Source organism: Guptibacillus hwajinpoensis, from assembly GCF_001039475.1.
Lineage (GTDB): Bacteria > Bacillota > Bacilli > Bacillales > Guptibacillaceae > Guptibacillus > Guptibacillus hwajinpoensis.
The window spans coordinates 404,065-420,380 of record NZ_LELK01000001.1 but is presented as its reverse complement, the minus strand read 5'-3'; the positions used below and the strand labels follow the sequence as shown (position 1 = coordinate 420,380).

The 16,316-nt window shown below is 40.1% G+C and carries 17 protein-coding genes; all 17 read right to left on the bottom strand.

Translation table 11 applies throughout. The features are described from left to right. Positions 1-60 precede the first annotated feature (60 nt). The 17 genes from AB986_RS02270 to trpE all read right to left on the bottom strand — a co-directional run bounded on the left by AB986_RS02270 (position 61) and on the right by trpE (position 16,306). Entirely contained in the window at positions 61-828 is a 768-nt protein-coding gene (locus tag AB986_RS02270; RefSeq protein WP_048309256.1) for a menaquinol-cytochrome c reductase cytochrome b/c subunit, read from the bottom strand. 62 nt (positions 829-890) lie between these two features. Beyond that, complete coding sequence (qcrB, locus tag AB986_RS02265; RefSeq protein WP_048309255.1) at positions 891-1,562, bottom strand: menaquinol-cytochrome c reductase cytochrome b subunit; 672 nt, start codon at positions 1,560-1,562, stop codon at positions 891-893. Positions 1,563-1,574: 12 nt separating this feature from the next. Continuing rightward, positions 1,575-2,072: a ubiquinol-cytochrome c reductase iron-sulfur subunit gene (locus tag AB986_RS02260; protein WP_048309254.1), complete on the bottom strand. Its 498-nt coding sequence runs from the start codon at positions 2,070-2,072 to the stop codon at positions 1,575-1,577. 134 nt (positions 2,073-2,206) lie between these two features. Further along, entirely contained in the window at positions 2,207-2,677 is a 471-nt protein-coding gene (locus tag AB986_RS02255) for a YpiF family protein (protein ID WP_048309253.1), read from the bottom strand. Continuing rightward, positions 2,674-3,498, bottom strand: coding sequence for a GNAT family N-acetyltransferase (locus AB986_RS21045; protein ID WP_053216006.1), 825 nt, complete (start codon positions 3,496-3,498; stop codon positions 2,674-2,676). The genes AB986_RS02255 and AB986_RS21045 overlap by 4 nt, the downstream gene beginning before the upstream one ends. Positions 3,499-3,569: 71 nt before the next feature. Then, entirely contained in the window at positions 3,570-4,106 is a 537-nt protein-coding gene (locus AB986_RS02245; RefSeq protein ID WP_048309252.1) for a ReoY family proteolytic degradation factor, read from the bottom strand. Between the two features lie 71 nt (positions 4,107-4,177). Beyond that, positions 4,178-5,452, bottom strand: coding sequence for a tetratricopeptide repeat protein (locus tag AB986_RS02240; RefSeq protein WP_048309251.1), 1,275 nt, complete (start codon positions 5,450-5,452; stop codon positions 4,178-4,180). Continuing rightward, positions 5,422-6,381 carry a hypothetical protein gene (locus AB986_RS02235; protein WP_048309250.1) on the bottom strand — a complete coding sequence of 320 codons (960 nt, stop codon included), beginning with the start codon at positions 6,379-6,381 and terminating at the stop codon, positions 5,422-5,424. Before AB986_RS02235 ends, AB986_RS02240 begins: the two co-directional genes overlap by 31 nt. Positions 6,382-6,862: 481 nt before the next feature. Further along, entirely contained in the window at positions 6,863-8,149 is a 1,287-nt protein-coding gene (aroA, locus tag AB986_RS02230; RefSeq protein WP_236690293.1) for a 3-phosphoshikimate 1-carboxyvinyltransferase, read from the bottom strand. 13 nt (positions 8,150-8,162) lie between these two features. Next, positions 8,163-9,269, bottom strand: coding sequence for a prephenate dehydrogenase (locus AB986_RS02225; RefSeq protein WP_048309249.1), 1,107 nt, complete (start codon positions 9,267-9,269; stop codon positions 8,163-8,165). Continuing rightward, positions 9,266-10,369: a histidinol-phosphate transaminase gene (gene hisC / locus AB986_RS02220; RefSeq protein ID WP_048309248.1), complete on the bottom strand. Its 1,104-nt coding sequence runs from the start codon at positions 10,367-10,369 to the stop codon at positions 9,266-9,268. Before hisC ends, AB986_RS02225 begins: the two co-directional genes overlap by 4 nt. A 9-nt stretch (positions 10,370-10,378) precedes the next feature. Then, on the bottom strand, positions 10,379-11,206 hold the full coding sequence (gene trpA, locus AB986_RS02215) for a tryptophan synthase subunit alpha (protein WP_048309247.1): 828 nt from the start codon (positions 11,204-11,206) through the stop codon (positions 10,379-10,381). Further along, positions 11,199-12,386 carry a tryptophan synthase subunit beta gene (gene trpB, locus AB986_RS02210; protein WP_048309246.1) on the bottom strand — a complete coding sequence of 396 codons (1,188 nt, stop codon included), beginning with the start codon at positions 12,384-12,386 and terminating at the stop codon, positions 11,199-11,201. Before trpB ends, trpA begins: the two co-directional genes overlap by 8 nt. Before the next feature lie 2 nt (positions 12,387-12,388). Next, on the bottom strand, positions 12,389-13,039 hold the full coding sequence (locus AB986_RS02205) for a phosphoribosylanthranilate isomerase (RefSeq protein ID WP_236690292.1): 651 nt from the start codon (positions 13,037-13,039) through the stop codon (positions 12,389-12,391). Beyond that, positions 13,014-13,784 carry an indole-3-glycerol phosphate synthase TrpC gene (gene trpC / locus AB986_RS02200; protein WP_048309244.1) on the bottom strand — a complete coding sequence of 257 codons (771 nt, stop codon included), beginning with the start codon at positions 13,782-13,784 and terminating at the stop codon, positions 13,014-13,016. The genes AB986_RS02205 and trpC overlap by 26 nt, the downstream gene beginning before the upstream one ends. Further along, positions 13,777-14,802, bottom strand: a complete 1,026-nt coding sequence (gene trpD / locus AB986_RS02195) for an anthranilate phosphoribosyltransferase (protein ID WP_048309243.1) — start codon at positions 14,800-14,802, stop codon at positions 13,777-13,779. The genes trpC and trpD overlap by 8 nt, the downstream gene beginning before the upstream one ends. Then, positions 14,795-16,306 carry an anthranilate synthase component I gene (gene trpE / locus AB986_RS02190; RefSeq protein ID WP_048309242.1) on the bottom strand — a complete coding sequence of 504 codons (1,512 nt, stop codon included), beginning with the start codon at positions 16,304-16,306 and terminating at the stop codon, positions 14,795-14,797. Before trpE ends, trpD begins: the two co-directional genes overlap by 8 nt. Between the last annotated feature and the right edge of the window lie 10 nt (positions 16,307-16,316).

The window sequence follows — 16,316 nt, the reverse complement described above, 5'->3', positions numbered from 1 at the left end:
TTTGGCATTTTATGTAGAAGTGAAAAAAAAGCTGACTAAGCAGTCAGCTTTTTCAACATTTTATTGATTTGCTTTAGCAGTTTCAGCAATAAATTCGGCTAACTTATCAAGCTCTTCATCAGAACCTTTGAAAGCGTTAGCTGGCATACCACCAATTCCGTTTACAGCAATGTCCATAATAGACTCTTTCGTTTGCTGTGATTCAAGAAGAGATGGACCAGATCCACCTTGAAGGCTGTCACCGTGACATCCTATACAGGATTGTTCAGCATAAATGGCATAACCTTCTGATTCTTTGTCTACTTCTGCTTCAACGATCTCACCTTGCTTCGCTGCTTTTTCCCAGTCATGAGTTACAACAGATTCCCATGTAAGATAAACTGTTGAAATCAATCCAAGAAGCATAAGAGCTGTTGCAACTGGACGCTTAGCAGGTCTTCTTTCTGGTCCAGGATCAAGCCATGGAGCGAGAAGAAGTGCACCGAAAGCAATTCCTGGCATAATAACCGTACCGACTAAAGTATAGTCACCGGCAGCAAATTTATACTTCAAGAGCTGGTATAGAAACAGGAAGTACCAGTCAGGAAGCGGTGTATAAGTTGCATCAGTAGGATCGGCTACACGCTCAAGTGGAGATGGATGGGCAATTGTTAGTGCTAGATAACCGATAAGGAATACGGCACCAACCATCCACTCTTTTAATAAGAAGTTCGGCCAAAACGCTTCAGTTTTGCCGGGGTACTCTGAATAATCTTTTGGAATGTTAGGCTTTCTCTGCGCAGGGATACGCGAGTCGCCTACAAACTTCATTCCTTTTCCGCGATGCATCTGTCCCCCTCCTTCGTATAAAAAATTGTGTTGTTAATTAGTAATAAGTTCTTAAACGAATTTTACAACGGGCCAGATATACCCTGTTTACGAATCATGATAAAGTGAGCAGCTAACAATCCTAAAAGAGCTGCTGGCAAGAAGAATACATGAATCGCGAAGAAACGAGCAAGTGTTTGAGCACCGATGATTTCTCCTCCTGCAAGAAGGGTTTTCGCCCACTCTCCAATAATTGGGACAGTTACCGCAATTTCAAGACCAACTTTTGTTGCGAATAGCGCTTTCATATCCCATGGTAATAGGTATCCAGTGAACCCAAGACCAAGCATTACGAAGAAAATCAATACACCAACAACCCAGTTTAGTTCACGAGGTTTTTTGTAAGAGCCGGTAAAGAATACGCGAAGGGTATGTAGAAACATCATAACGATAACGAGACTGGCTCCCCAATGGTGCATTCCTCTTACAATTTGTCCGAATGCTACTTCATTTTGAAGATAGTAAACAGACTCCCAAGCGTTTACAATGTCAGGTACATAATACATTGTAAGGAACATTCCGGATAAGATTTGGATAACGGTAATAAAAAACGTTAATCCTCCAAAACAATAAACAAACGCTGAAAAGTGATGAGCAGGGTTAACGTGCTCAGGCACTTCGTGATCCGCAATATCGCGCCACATCGGCGTAATATCTAAGCGTTCATCTACCCAATCATAGATTTTATTTAACATAGATTACGCCCCCTAACGTGGTTCAGGTTTTCCGAGGTAAAGTTTACCATCTTGGACTTTCTTGTTGTAAACATCAAGTGGTGCAAGTGGCGGTGTGCCTGGAACGTTCATACCATCTTTCGTGTAACGGCCCGCGTGACATGGGCAGAAAAACTGTTCAGGATATGCAGGATTAGAAGCCCAGTCAACTGTACATCCGAGGTGTTTACACACAGGTGAAAGTGCGACAATTTCGTCTTTTTCATCCTTGTAAACCCAGGCGGATTGCGTTACTTCAGACTCGTACCAACCATCTACCTGGTCAATTTTAAATTCCTTACGAACTGGTTTATTCGTAATCTCACTTGTGTCCATAACAGGTACAAAATCCTGTTTGGCTCCTTCTTTTAACAATGGATCAATTGCAAAACGGACCATTGGCATTAGCATTCCCGCTGCCATAAACCCGCCTACACCAGTCAGGCTGTAGTTTAGAAATTGGCGTCTTGTTACTTCATTTTTCTTCGCCATTGGTTTCCCCCCTATCCTATGAAGTCAGTCCAGCCGGACATAAAATAGTAAACACATATAACTAGGACATTCCTATGATAGCGTAGTCACTCTCGCTCTGTCAATATTCGGATTGGTTATTAGTATGCGCTAAATCAACTATTTGTATTACTTTGCCATGTATTTGTGACAAATTGTAGAACTTGTTTAACTTGCGCTGATATCGTTTCCATTTTATATTGCTCATCCATGTGTTCTAAAGGGATAGCAGGCATCCATAATAGCGCACTTGATAACTTGCTCTCAGACTGTTTCCAATCAACATCAGCCGATAACGTGATGATGTGTTTAATACCACCTTTGTAAAGCTCTTCCTCTACTTGCTTAAGTCTCTCAACACGCGTTTCGCTATCTTCTGACTGGAGATAAGTGAACGCAGGCATTAATAAGAGTCTTCCTTTAAGCTGTCTTTCCAATTCACCAGAAATGATTGTTATGTATTCTCCCATTGATACGATCGTTTTAACACTTGATGTCATTGAAATAGGTAGAAGTGGAAGGACAGCTGTATCCACGTATTCTCTCTCTTTTTCATAAATCGCAATATCTGATTCGGTCCATCTCATTTTACTAGCTCCTTCTTTTTACCGTATAAGTGCCATATGGTCTGATGTGAATGTGCTTCAAGCCATTTCGCTTGTTCTGTTGGTAGGTCAATCCAGATTGACCTCGCTTCCTTTTCAGCCTCAGCGTTCACAATCTGCCACAACTCTTTACTATGTAACGTTCTCTCGTTCCAAACTTTGACATGGAGATACGTTGCTCCTTTTTCCTCTTTCATTATTATAAAGCTTCCCGAGTTATTCTGAAACATTTCAATTGAGTCTAAATAGCCATCTGTTAAGTTAGGAACATAAGGAAGCGGGTAATAGATTGAATGAGGGAAGAAATCCAGATCCTCATTCACACTATACTCTTCCAAATATTTTTTCTTACTTTCCCTAGAGTAGTCAGATCGATAGGGTTGAGTATCGAGAGTACCTTCTACAGTTCCAGGGCTTATACGTGACGATACTACAATAGCTTCAAGGTTCATCTGTAAATGGCGTGCCATTCGGTTACCAGGTATATTATTCTCTTCTGTCGCATAACAGGCCCAGTTCAGGTTTAAGGAATGAAAGGCTTCTTCCTTAAGTTCGTTCATTAACGCAGAAGCAATTCCTCTACCACGATAATTCGAATGAGTACGAAGTCGACCTAATACTGCAATTTCTCCTTCATAAATAGTCATTCCTGCTATACCAACGAGTGTAGGTCCTTCAAAATACCCCAGCATGTCGTGTTGTTCAATTAACTTAGGAAAAATACGAATGACGTAATCGTCTTCGATACCCGTTTCCATTGCAATTACATCTTTACAATCAGCTGCAGTCAACTTACGGATCAAGTTCGTCTCCCCCTCTTACACGTATCTGAACCAATTTAAAGTATAGAAAAACCCTTGAAAAGATTCAAGGGTTAGAGGTTATTTAACTGTTTACTTAAATTCTGAAATGTTGCCTCATCATTTTGATCTAGGGCTTCATCAATTTGTTTAAGAATTGAATCCCGTTTAAAGCGGGTAAATGATTCATCAAGAACCATTTCAGCCAGGAAGGAATATTTCTTATCTGCTGCCATGTTTTCTGGCAAGAATGGATTCTCTTCCAGAACAGCAACGAATTGTGGTGATACATTCTTACTTTTAAAATTGAGCTGAATGTAAATAGGCTCGTCCTGATTCAGGCGAATGTCATGAAAAGACTTTTCTGGATCTGTTGTAATGATGTTATGTTTGTAGAATCGGAAAGGTGCATTTTCAACGCAGTGCGTAGAGATAACGAGTGCTTTAGGACAGAATTCAGCATTTTCAACAAAGTGAACATTCCCCATTAGCACTTCATCACTAATTAAATAATTTAATAGCCAAACACACTCACGTTTTTTTACTTGATAATTTTTAAGAAACCATTTAAGAAAGTCCTTCTTTTCAACGACAGAAACGGAGCTGCTCATAGCGATTCCTCCCTGAGATTTTCCTAATTTAAGAATTCGTCATTGAAGATAAATTTCCTTCCACACCGTCTTTATTCCTCGTTAAATCTTTCTTCACCGAATCGGAGAATCTCTTCTTCAAGGTGTACTAACGTCGGATCAAGCTTCAAAGCAAGTTTAAATGCATTAATTGCTTCCTCGCGGCGGCCTTCCTCAATTAAGAACAAACCATACTCTTCAAGAAAAATAGGATCGTTTTTGAAATAAGTATATGCGTTTTCATAACGTTTTATGGCATCTTTATACTCTTCAACCTGTGCATAAGCTGTTGCAGCTGACCAGTCAAGGTACGGATCATTTTGATCCCCTTCTTCAATATTATTGAGTAAATCAATAATATCTTCATAACGTTCTTCTGTTCTAAGGAAAGTGGCAAGAGTTTTCGCTGCTTCAATGTGTGTCGGATTAATGGCTAGTAACTCACGTAAGTATTGCTCACCACTCGTGTTGTCATGTGTTTTATAGCTTAACCTGCTTGCTTGTAAATATAGCTCTTCGTTAAATTCATCTACTTTAATACCCTGAGCAAGCGTTTGAATCGCTTCATCTGTTGCCCCTTCTTCTTCATAAGCTCTAGCAAGATAAGGGTAAAGGGTACTGTATTGTGGATCAAGATCTTTTAATTCATTGAATGCGTTAATCGCTTTTCGATATTCACCTATTTGTAGTGCAGTGAATCCATAGCCAAATAACGCATTAATTTCACGCCCGTTCTCTAAACCTTTTTCATAAAAAGTAAGAGCTTCTTCAAATTGACCGCTTCCGCTCAGTGCTTCTGCAAGTCTGAGTTCGATATTCTCATTAGCTAACTCACCTTTGGTACCCAGAACAGATTCGTAATAAGGAACAGCTTTAAGATGATGCCCCTGAGTTAAGTAGAACTCCCCAAGACCAAAATCAATGATCGGTTCATCAGGTGAAATTCCCTTAGCCTCAAGTAGTTTTTGTTCAGCTACCTCTTCCAAGCCTTCTGTTTGATACAAATCAGCAAGTAACAGCAAAGCAGGGGGATAAGCAGCATCGTTTGCATCTATTTTATTAAGAGCAGCGATCGCATCCTGCTCCTGTTCAAGATCTACATAGCATTCTGCCGCCTGCACGAGCAATTCGCCTTCATTTGGATAATGAATCAAAAGTTCTTCAACTACATCTCTCGAATCTTCTATCAATCCAAGACTGTAATAAATGTTGGATAGATCGTACAAGCCTTCGTGATCAGCTTCTTTACGAACTTCTTTAAGTTCTTCCAATCCTTTTTCAAAATTACCTGACTCAATTAACGAGACAGCTTGTTTAAGACGCTCCACGCTCCAAAACTCCTTCTAACACTTCTTTTATTATTTCGGTCATTCGCAGTAAAAAACGATGGTTTATGGATAGTGAGATGCTTACCGTATCCTACTTTCAACACAATCTTGTCGTTTACTTTAAGTAATTTTCCACGAAGTCCTGAAATGATTGGGTCCTCTCCATCATAATCAAGAATTTGATCTTCTTCAACTTGATTGCTTGAATTCTGTAAATACAAATTGTAATCAAAGTCTGCTCCCGAAGCTAAACAATCTTTCATCGGATAAATACCGGTTCTCTTCAACATATCAGATGACAGTTCTTTCTCACTAACTAGTTCTTGATAAAAACATGCATCAAGGCCTTTTACTTGAGCTTCTGATAACAGTCTTAATCTCTCCTGCTCGATCTTATCTTCTTGGAAGGTTTTAAGAAACGAAAAGTCGGGTATCAGCGCAGCCCCATATGGAAAATTAGCTTGAATGGTCCATTCAAACACACTATCATTCCAGATTTCCTCCGTTTTAAATTCAGCAATTACCAAGGGAATACGGTAACGAGCACATTTTCTAATGAATTCTGGCGTAAGTTGTGAAGCGTCCGTCCGGATTCCAATCACGTAATCAATTGGACTCTTAGCTAGTCCATTAATAGATCTATTTAGTTCTTTCTCGAAAGTTCGCTCGTCTTGAATCGTCGTGATTGTAAGAATCGTCGTCGCTCCATTCATAATGTACCTCTTCATTGAATCAAAAAATTCGTCTTCAGGTTTTAAAGAGAGCTCTTCTACAAATAAGACTTTACCAGGTTTCATTAAAAACCGATCAAATGAGCAGCTAATTCCTTTCTCTAGTCTCCCTTCAGTTGTTTTATAAGTTATTTTCGATTCAGTAGCCAATTTATAACGAGTTCCATTAATAGAAACATTTTCATACAATTGTTTCATAACAGTCCCTCCCTATCCCTGCCTTTGTATTGACAAGCTATGTGTACGGGAGGTCAATTATGTCTTACATAAAGGCTATGTTAATGAACAGTGTTGATTTTTGGCTCATTTACGCCCTGTGATGACCAATCGCTTCGAGCAAATTCATTTGCTCAGACGGTTGGTCATCACAGGGCGACCTTTCAGCAAAGCTGAAAGGCGAGTGAAACTGAGGTTTCACTCGAATGAGCCAAAAATCGAGAAATCAACAATATGAGCTAACATAGCCTACATAAAAGAATCAAAATGAAAAAATTCCCTGTGTAGAAAGCCGATGTTAGCGCTTTCAAAACACAGGGACAAAGTAAATATGGATAGGAGTGGAGAGAAACCATTACTATTATTAGTATAACAGGTAATTCGCTAAAATCAACAGATTGTTTAGAAAATTGTAATTATTTTTTGTGTATTTTATAAAACCTATGATGAAAAGAGCAGATTCCTAAGAACCTGCTCTCAACTGCTTCAAATGTTCAAAAAAGTCTGGATATGAAACTCTAATTGCTTCCGGCATAGCTAAATCCACCTGGCCATCTGTTATACAACCAGCTATTGCTAGCATCATTCCGATACGATGGTCGCCAAGGCTAGATACAGCTGCCCCATGAAGTGGAGTAGGCCCCTCGATTACCATTCCATCACTTGTTGCCGTAATCGAAGCTCCAAGCTTTTGAAGCGCATCAACTACTGCATCAATGCGATTGGTTTCCTTCACTTTCAGTTCTTCAGCATCTTTAATCACCGTTCTCCCATGTGCTTGTGTAGCTAGAAGGGCAATAATAGGAAGTTCATCAATTAAACGAGGAATCATTTCTCCTTCAATAGTTGATCCGGAAAGCTCACTCGTTTTGATTGTTAAATCAGCTACCTCTTCTTGATTAACAATTCTCCTATTTAAAATAGATAGTGACGCCCCCATTTGTTTTAGAACATCTAAAATTCCTGATCGAGTTTGATTTATTCCAACATTTAATAGAGTAATCGTACTCTCTGGTACAATTGCACCTGCTACAAGGAAGAAAGCGGCTGATGAAATATCACCAGGTACTTCCACATTCGTTGACACTAGCTTCTGTCCGCCCTTTATGCTAACAGAGCAACCATTGCGATTTACTTTGACACCAAAGCTTTCAAGCATATTCTCAGTGTGATTACGTGACAAATGTGGTTCATGAACTGTTGTAACACCTTTTGCTTGAAGGCCAGCTAACAAAATAGCCGATTTTACTTGTGCACTTGCTACAGGAGATGTATATGTAATACCAGTTAGATTCCCACCCCTTATTGAGATAGGTGCATATGTACCATTGTTTCTGCCATCTATGGCAGCACCCATTTTGAGTAATGGAATAGATACACGGTTCATTGGTCTTTTGGCAATTGACTCGTCACCAGCAAGTACTGAGTGGTATGCTCGCCCTGCTAGTAAACCCATCATAAGACGGAATGTTGTACCTGAGTTACCAACATCAAGAAGCTGTGACGGTTCTTGTAATCCATCTATCCCTGTACTTTCTACGATGACAGAAGCACCATCCTGTTCAATCTTTACACCCATCTGCTTAAAGCAATCAATTGTACTTAAACAATCAGCACCAGGTAGAAAATTCGAAATGTGAGTTGTTCCTTCCGCAATCGATCCAAACATGACGGCGCGGTGAGAGATTGATTTATCGCCCGGAATTGTGATACTTCCTTGAAGTCTATTTGCTTTCATTATCGTTTCCATACTAACGATCTCCTTATTTATCATCAACATACGTATCGAAATCACGCTCAAGGACAGCTTTAGCATTATCTCGATCAAGTTCTGATCTGAAGCTAATCCGCAAAACTCCCATGATATCTTCACGCGTTTCAATAATACGAATATTGGTAATGGATATTTCTTCACCTGCAAGTTTTTGTGTAACAGCTGCAATTACCCCTGGCTGATCTTGAACGTCCAGAAACAAATCATAAAACGCAGGAATAGCACCTCTTGAACGAACTGGTAACCCGTCACGAAAGTCTTTTGCATCTGTAAAGTAATCAAAGATTTTGTCGCCATCTTCTTGTTCAATGTAGTTTCGTATACGGTCAAGCTCTAGTTTCAAATCATCCGTCATTTGTAGCAGTACTTCTTTATTGCGCAGTAGAATATCTCGCCACATCACTGGACTAGCAGATGCGATACGGGTAATGTCTCGAAACCCACCTGCCGCAAATCTAGCTACATTAAAACGCTGATTGTTGTTACTCTCACTCACAAAGTTCACAAGACTTGCAGCAAGAATATGTGGAAAATGACTAATTAACCCTACTAGGTAGTCGTGCTCTTCTGCTTCCAATTCTACAAATGTTGCTTTAGTGCCCCTTAACAGGTCCATTAACTTATTAAGATCCTTTTCAGCAACATTTTGATCAGGGGTCAGAATATAAAACGCATTCTCAAATAAATGAGATTTTGCAGCAGAAACGCCTGTTTTATGCGACCCAGCCATAGGATGCCCACCAATAAACGTAATCGATGGATCCAAAATACTCTTTGCGTGTTTCACAATCGAATGTTTCGTGCTACCAACATCAGATATGATAACGTTGCTTTTTAATGAATACTCACTCAATTGTGCCAAAATATGTTCAGTTTGAACAACTGGCGCAGCAATCATGATAAAGTCTGCTGATTGAACAGCTTCTTCTAAGGAAGAAGCTGTCTCATCAACGACTCGTAGAGCTTTTGCAAGTTGAAGCTGGTTTTGATTCACATCAAAACCAGTAATTCTTGCATCCTCGTGATGGTTTTTGATTGCTAGCGCAATCGAACCACCAATTAAACCAAGACCAATCACAGCAACTTGTTTACTCATGACTTGACCATTCCACGTTCAACTAATAGTTGGATAAGGAACTTAATAATTTCTTTATTCTGTTCCTGTGAACCTACAGTAATTCTTACAGATGTAGGGAATCCAAGAGCTGATCCTGATCGAACAATGTATCCATTTTTTAGCAGATAATTAAAGACATCATCAGCTGGAATACCAAAATCTATCAATACAAAATTACCTTGAGATGGGTATACATCTAAATTATATTGCTCACAAAATTTATAATAAAGAGAACGCCCTTTCTCATTCTCAAGACGGCACATATCAATAAATTCTTGATCACCTAAGGCAGCAATTGCTGCTGCTTGTGCGACGCGAGAAGTGTTAAATGGTTCCCTTGATGGTTCAATTGCTGCAACCACTTCAGCATTGGCTACACCAAATCCTACGCGAAGAGCTGCAATGCCATATGCTTTTGAGAATGTTCGTAGTACAACAAGGTTCTTATAGTTATTTAGTCTAGCCAACGTATCAGGAAAGTCCTTAGCTGTTACATATTCTTTATAAGCTTCATCTACTACGATTAGAACATGTTTAGGAACATTGTCTAAAAATGAAATTAATTCATTCTCTGGTACGTGCTCCCCAGAAGGATTGTTCGGCGAGCAAACCCAAATTATGCGAGTGTTTTCGTCAATAGCTGCTAACATTTCATCGAGCTGATGCTTACCATCTTGCAATGGAACTTCACGAATCTCAGCATTCTCAATGACGGCATTATGACGATATTGTGGAAAAGTAGGGGTTGCCATCACCGTATTCGTTCCCTTTTCAAGATACGTTCTACAAATCATCTGCACTACTTCATCAGATCCGTTACCAAATACAAGCTGGTCTTCATTTACCTTAAGATGTTTACCTACAGCCGTTCGTAATGATGTAGCATATCCATCTGGATAAATGTGCAGTTGTGTTAATTCTTTCTGAATGGCTTCTTTAACGGCCTGTGAAGAGCCATAAGGATTCTCGTTCGAAGCTAATTTCACAACTTCTTTTAGCCCAAGTTCTTTTTTTACTTCCTCAATTGGTTTACCTGGCTTGTAAGGGGTCAAACCTTTCAATTGTTGTTTTGGAATCATGCGTGCACCTCACGTATTAATTTTCAGTTTCTCGTATGGAGAAATCAAATCGCGGATATAAGAACGAATTTGATTAATCGCTTCAACTTGTGTTTCTTCATTTGTTAAACCATCAACTTGCGCTTCGATTTGACGAACAATCGCACTCCCAACGATGACCCCATCGCAATATTCCTTCAGTTTCGCTACTTGTTCTGGAGCAGAAATCCCAAAACCAACAGCGACAGGAATAGGACTTTGAGCTTTTACGCGATCGACGAATTCGAAGACAGACGAATGAAAATCTGTTCGTGTACCTGTAACACCTAATGATGAAACGCAGTAAAGGAAACCTGTTGCTTCATTTGCAATTTCAGTAAGACGCTTATCAGATGTCGTTGGCGCAACTAGTGAGATAAGAGCTATACCATTCATTTTACAGCTTTTTCTCCATTCCTCACTTTCCTCAAAAGGAAGATCCGGAACTAAAAGACCATCTATATCATTTTCGCGCACTAAAGCGAAGAAGCGTTCTTCTCCTAATTGTAACAAAAGATTGTAATAAGTAAATACAATTATCGGAATTTCAAGTCCGCGTTCGCGCATTTTTGGAACAATATTCATAGCTTTCTCTAAACTCATTCCATGCTCAAGTGCACGAATAGAAGCCCGTTGTATAACCGGTCCATCTGCTAAAGGATCGGAATAAGGAATACCCAGTTCAATTGCATTGGCACCTTCTTCTTGTAGCATTAAAGCAAGCTTAATTGTTGCTTCTTCAGTTGGATCTCCCGCTACAACAAACGGAATGAATAGATCGCTTCGTCCATCGACATGTTGTTCAAAACGTTTATTCATCAACCTCACCTCCGAGATGTTCCATAATTGTGTGAACGTCTTTATCTCCTCTACCTGAAAGACAAACGAGAATCGTTTCATCTACTCCCATGTCTGGTGCTTGCTTAATTGCTTCTGAAAGTGCATGCGCACTCTCGATTGCTGGAATAATACCCTCTTCTTTTGATAGAACTTTTAACGCTTCAAGTGCTTCCATGTCAGTAATGCCAGTATACGTCACTCTGCCAGTTTCCGATAAGTATGCATGCTCAGGTCCGATACCCGGATAATCCAAACCAGCAGATATAGAATGAGGTTCCTGAATTTGACCAGTCTCATTTTGGAGTAAATAAGTAATGGACCCATGAATAACCCCAAGTCGTCCTTCTGAAAGGGTTGCTGCATGTTCACCAGTATGGATGCCTTTACCTGCAGCCTCTACTCCTACTAACTGAACATCATCCTGTAGAAAAGGATAGAACATTCCCATTGCGTTACTACCGCCACCTACACAAGCGATAACTTTATTCGGAAGATCTTCCATTTGTTCTCTTGATTCGTCTCCGATTACTCTTTGGAAGTCGCGAACCATTTTAGGGTAGGGATGTGGTCCTACAACTGATCCAATTAAATAAAACGTATCCTCCACATTTGCTACCCAATAGCGAATGGCTTCATTTGTAGCATCTTTGAGTGTCTTACTACCAGAAGATACGGGTACAACTTCAGCACCTAGAAGCTTCATCCGGAATACATTTAATTCCTGTCGTCTAATATCTTCTTCACCCATGAACACCTTACATTCAAGACCAAATCGTGCAGCAACAGTTGCTGCAGCTACACCGTGTTGTCCAGCCCCAGTTTCTGCTACTATTTTTTCTTTACCCATTCGAACAGCAAGGAGTGCTTGTCCGATCGCATTATTGAGTTTGTGTGCTCCTGTATGATTAAGATCTTCTCGTTTTAGATAAATTTGTGCTCCACCTAGGCGTTTGGATAAATTCTCTGCATGCGTAATAGGTGTTGGTCGGCCTGAGTACTTTTTCAATTCATCATGGTAATTTGCCAGAAACTGTTCATCAGCCATTGCTTCATTTAATGAATTCTCTAATTCTTCCAGCGCATACATCGCTGTTTCAGGTACGTATTTGCCACCGTATTTTCCGAATCTACCGCGCTGATCAGGTACCATTGTTGACATCTTTATCCCAGCCTTTCCTTCATTCGATTAATCATATTTGTATCTTTCTTATCATCCATTTCGATTCCGCTTGAAACATCAATTCCATCTGTCATGTAATCCATTAACTCACGAACATTATCTGGATTAACACCTCCGGCAATAAACAAAGGAACATTTTGTTTCTCTGCTTTGTTCTGATAATCAGGAATTGCCTTCCAATCAAATCGTTTGCCAGTTCCTCCCCATTGCCCGGGAAGCTTCGTGTCGACGACATATCCGTCTACAATATCTGAGTACCGAGACATGTCTGAAAGAGCACCATCTCCATGATGCAGCACTTTCCAAACTTGTTTTCCTGTCATTTGCTTGATTTTTGCCGCAAATGCAGGCGTTTCTTTTCCATGCAGCTGTATAATATCCAACGGAACCTCGCTAACGGTTTCTGCTAGTTCTTCAAGTTCAGGATTCACAAAGACTCCTACAATTTGCATCTTATCTTGTGGCGGGTAATCTTCAAGCCATTTTGCAACTTCTTCATTTGACACACGGCGAACGCTATTGGCAAAAATAAACCCAGCATACTGGACACCGCTCAACCTAACTGTTTGCCAATCTTCTAAGGAACGATTACCGCATAGTTTAAGTTCAGGCGTTTTCATGTGCTGTTTCACCAAATAGTCTTCTAATCCCCGCTTCATAAGTGCCACCGCGCATTAGTGCTTCACCAACAAGAACAGCTGATGCCCCAGCTTTCTTAACATCTTGAATGTCATCATAAGTTGAAATGCCACTCTCACTAATCAGTAATGTGGATTCAGGTATATAACGACTGAGCATATGCGTTTGCGTTGTGGAGGTTTCAAAAGTTGCTAGGTTACGATTGTTAACTCCTATTACAGCTGGCGTAAATGAAGCAATCAGTTCCTTTAATTCTTCCTCAGAATGGACTTCGACCAAACATTCTAAGCCAAAGGAAGCTGCAAGATGATAGAACTCTTTCGTTTTTTGGACACCAAGTGCTCTTACGATTAATAGGATTGCGTCCGCCCCTATACGTTTACTTTCTTCGATTTGTCTTTCGTCAATTATAAAGTCTTTTCTTAAGATGGGTAAATTCACATGCTTTTTCACTTCTGTTAAAAAAGAGTTCGATCCTTTGAAAAACGTCTCATCAGTTAAAACTGAAATAGCATCCGCACCTGCTTTTTCATATGCTTCAGCCACTTCTACCGGATCAAAATTATCATTTATGATCCCCTTCGAAGGCGATGCTTTTTTGACTTCTGCAATAAGACCTACTTCATGTGTAGGATTTTGTAAGCTAGTAACAAAAGAAACATTGTTGAACTTTTGATCTTCAGGCATGTTAAACCTCGCCATTTCTTCGTGCTTTACTGCTATGATTCGATCAAGCATGAACATTCAACTCCTTTTCAACGCGTAAAAGATTCAATTGATTTTTTGCCGTACCATTGTTGATTGCGTCTCTTGCCATTTTTACGCCCTCTTTAATCGAGTCACTAGCACCCGCAAGATAAAGCGCTGCTCCCGCATTATAAAGGACAATTCCTGTACTAGCTTCATTCCCATTACCATTAAAAATTTCCTGTATAAGCGTAGCACTTTCTTTTGAAGTATCAACTCTTAAATCATTTTGATTACATGATCTTAGCCCTACATCTTCTGGTGTATGGCGATATGTGAATAACTCTCCATCTTTCAACTCAACAAAATCTGTGTAAGTTGAGATTGAGCACTCATCCATCCCTTCACCGCCTGTTACAAGCAATGCCCGCTTCGTCCCAAGACGTTTTAAAGCTTCTGCCATTTTCAATGCTTTCTCGTGGCTATAGACACCAATTAACTGTGACTGACTTCCAGCCGGATTAGCTAATGGCCCAAGGCTATTGAACACTGTCCGAAAACCGATTGCTTTTCGTGCGCTTACCGCATGTTTCATTGCAGTATGGTAATTCGGTGCAAACAAGAAACACATATTTCTTCCTTCAAGTGTTTGAATAGCTTCATCTCTTGAAGATTGCGTTGGAATAGCTAGTTCATCCAATACATCAGCACTTCCACTTTTAGAAGAAACAGCTCTATTGCCATGTTTCGCAACTTTCACTCCAAGACTTGAAACAAGTATAGCTGAAGCGGTTGAAATGTTGAAAGTCGATTGCCCATCTCCACCTGTACCACATGTATCAATTAGGGGAAGCCCACCATGATCAAGCTGTATGACATGATTGCGTAACGATCGAACAAAACCTGTCAGTTCATCTACCGATTCGCCCCTCATTTGAAGAATGGTGAGGAAGCTAGCAATTTGTGCATCATCTGCTTTTCCTTCCATAATAACATCCATTACTTGTTCTGCTGTTGATTCAGAAAGTGTCGCACCTTCAATCATTCTCTGTAGTTGTTCTTTAAACATTTAACCGCTCCTCCTTTTTCTCGAAAATTGCTTCCGCTACCTGAATCGCTTTAATAAGTGCACTCGCCTTATTACGCGTCTCTTCCCACTCATTTTCTGGGATCGAATCGGCTACAACTCCCGCTCCTGCCTGTACGTATGCAGTTCCATCTTTAATCACCATTGTTCGAATCGCGATACATGAATCAATATTTCCATCAAAACCGATATAACCGATTGCTCCTGAGTATATAGATCTTGACGTTGGTTCTAATTCATTAAGAATCTGCATCGCCCTTACTTTTGGCGCACCGGACACTGTACCTGCTGGGAATGAAGCAACTACTGCGTCAAGACTAGTAAATCTTGAAGCAAGAACACCGGTAACTTTTGAAATAATATGCATTACGTGTGAAAATCTCCCGATATCCATTAACTGTGGAACATCGACGCTCCCATATTCGGAAACTCTACCAACGTCGTTTCTCGCAAGATCGACAAGCATGTAATGTTCTGCACGTTCCTTTTCATCAAGCAATAGTTCTTCAGCTAATGCTTGATCTTCTTCATCCGTCTTCCCTCGTTTTCTCGTTCCAGCTATTGGATCAATCTCTACTTTACCGTCTCGAACCTGGACCAGTTTCTCCGGTGAACTACCGATGATTTCTACGTTATTCATTTTCAAATAGAACATGTAAGGTGAAGGGTTGATTATCCGTAGTACCCTGTATAGATCAAGACCGCTAATGGAAACGTCTTTCTCGAACCTCTGAGATAGAACGGCTTGAAACACGTCTCCTTCTTCAATGTATTTCTTGATCTTCTCAACATCTTGTAAAAATTGGTGTTTCTCATAATTGGATTTTATTTGCGAAAAGTCAACTTCCTCATTGGAATCATCAGGTAAGTGGATCGCGTCTCCTTGCGTTTGCTTAGATGAGATTGAAACAAGTTCTTCCATGACTTTGAATGCATTGTTGTAGACCTGCTCAACATTAGAACTCTCATTCAATCTAGCATGGTGACAAACGGTTAGTCTTTTTAAGTGATGATCATAAATTAATAGATTCTCACAAACGATAAAGTGAAATAACGGCATATCTTCATCACGATCTGGATGAGCTGGCACTTTATCAAATTGACTGACCGCATCGTATCCTATATAACCTACAGCTCCTCCATAAAAAGGAAAAGAAGTATCAGGAAGCTTTGGGTTTAAGTAGTCAAATAGAGCTTCAACTCCTGATTCGAAGTCCTTACGTTCAAGTATGCTGTTACCGTCCGCATCTACTACCTTGAATATCCCTTGATGCTCAATCAGGGAGAAGACTGGGTCAACGCCTATAAATGAATAGCGAGACCATTTTGATTCCTGATCGCTACTCTCTAAAAGAAAACTGGCACGTTTGCCAATGTTTTGGAAGATTTGAATGGGTGTAGTCGTATCTAAAAAGTACGACTTCATTAGCGGGATTGTTCCGTATGATTCGGCATCCCTTTGAAAAGAAGAATAATCTGTAGTCAACGTTCTCACC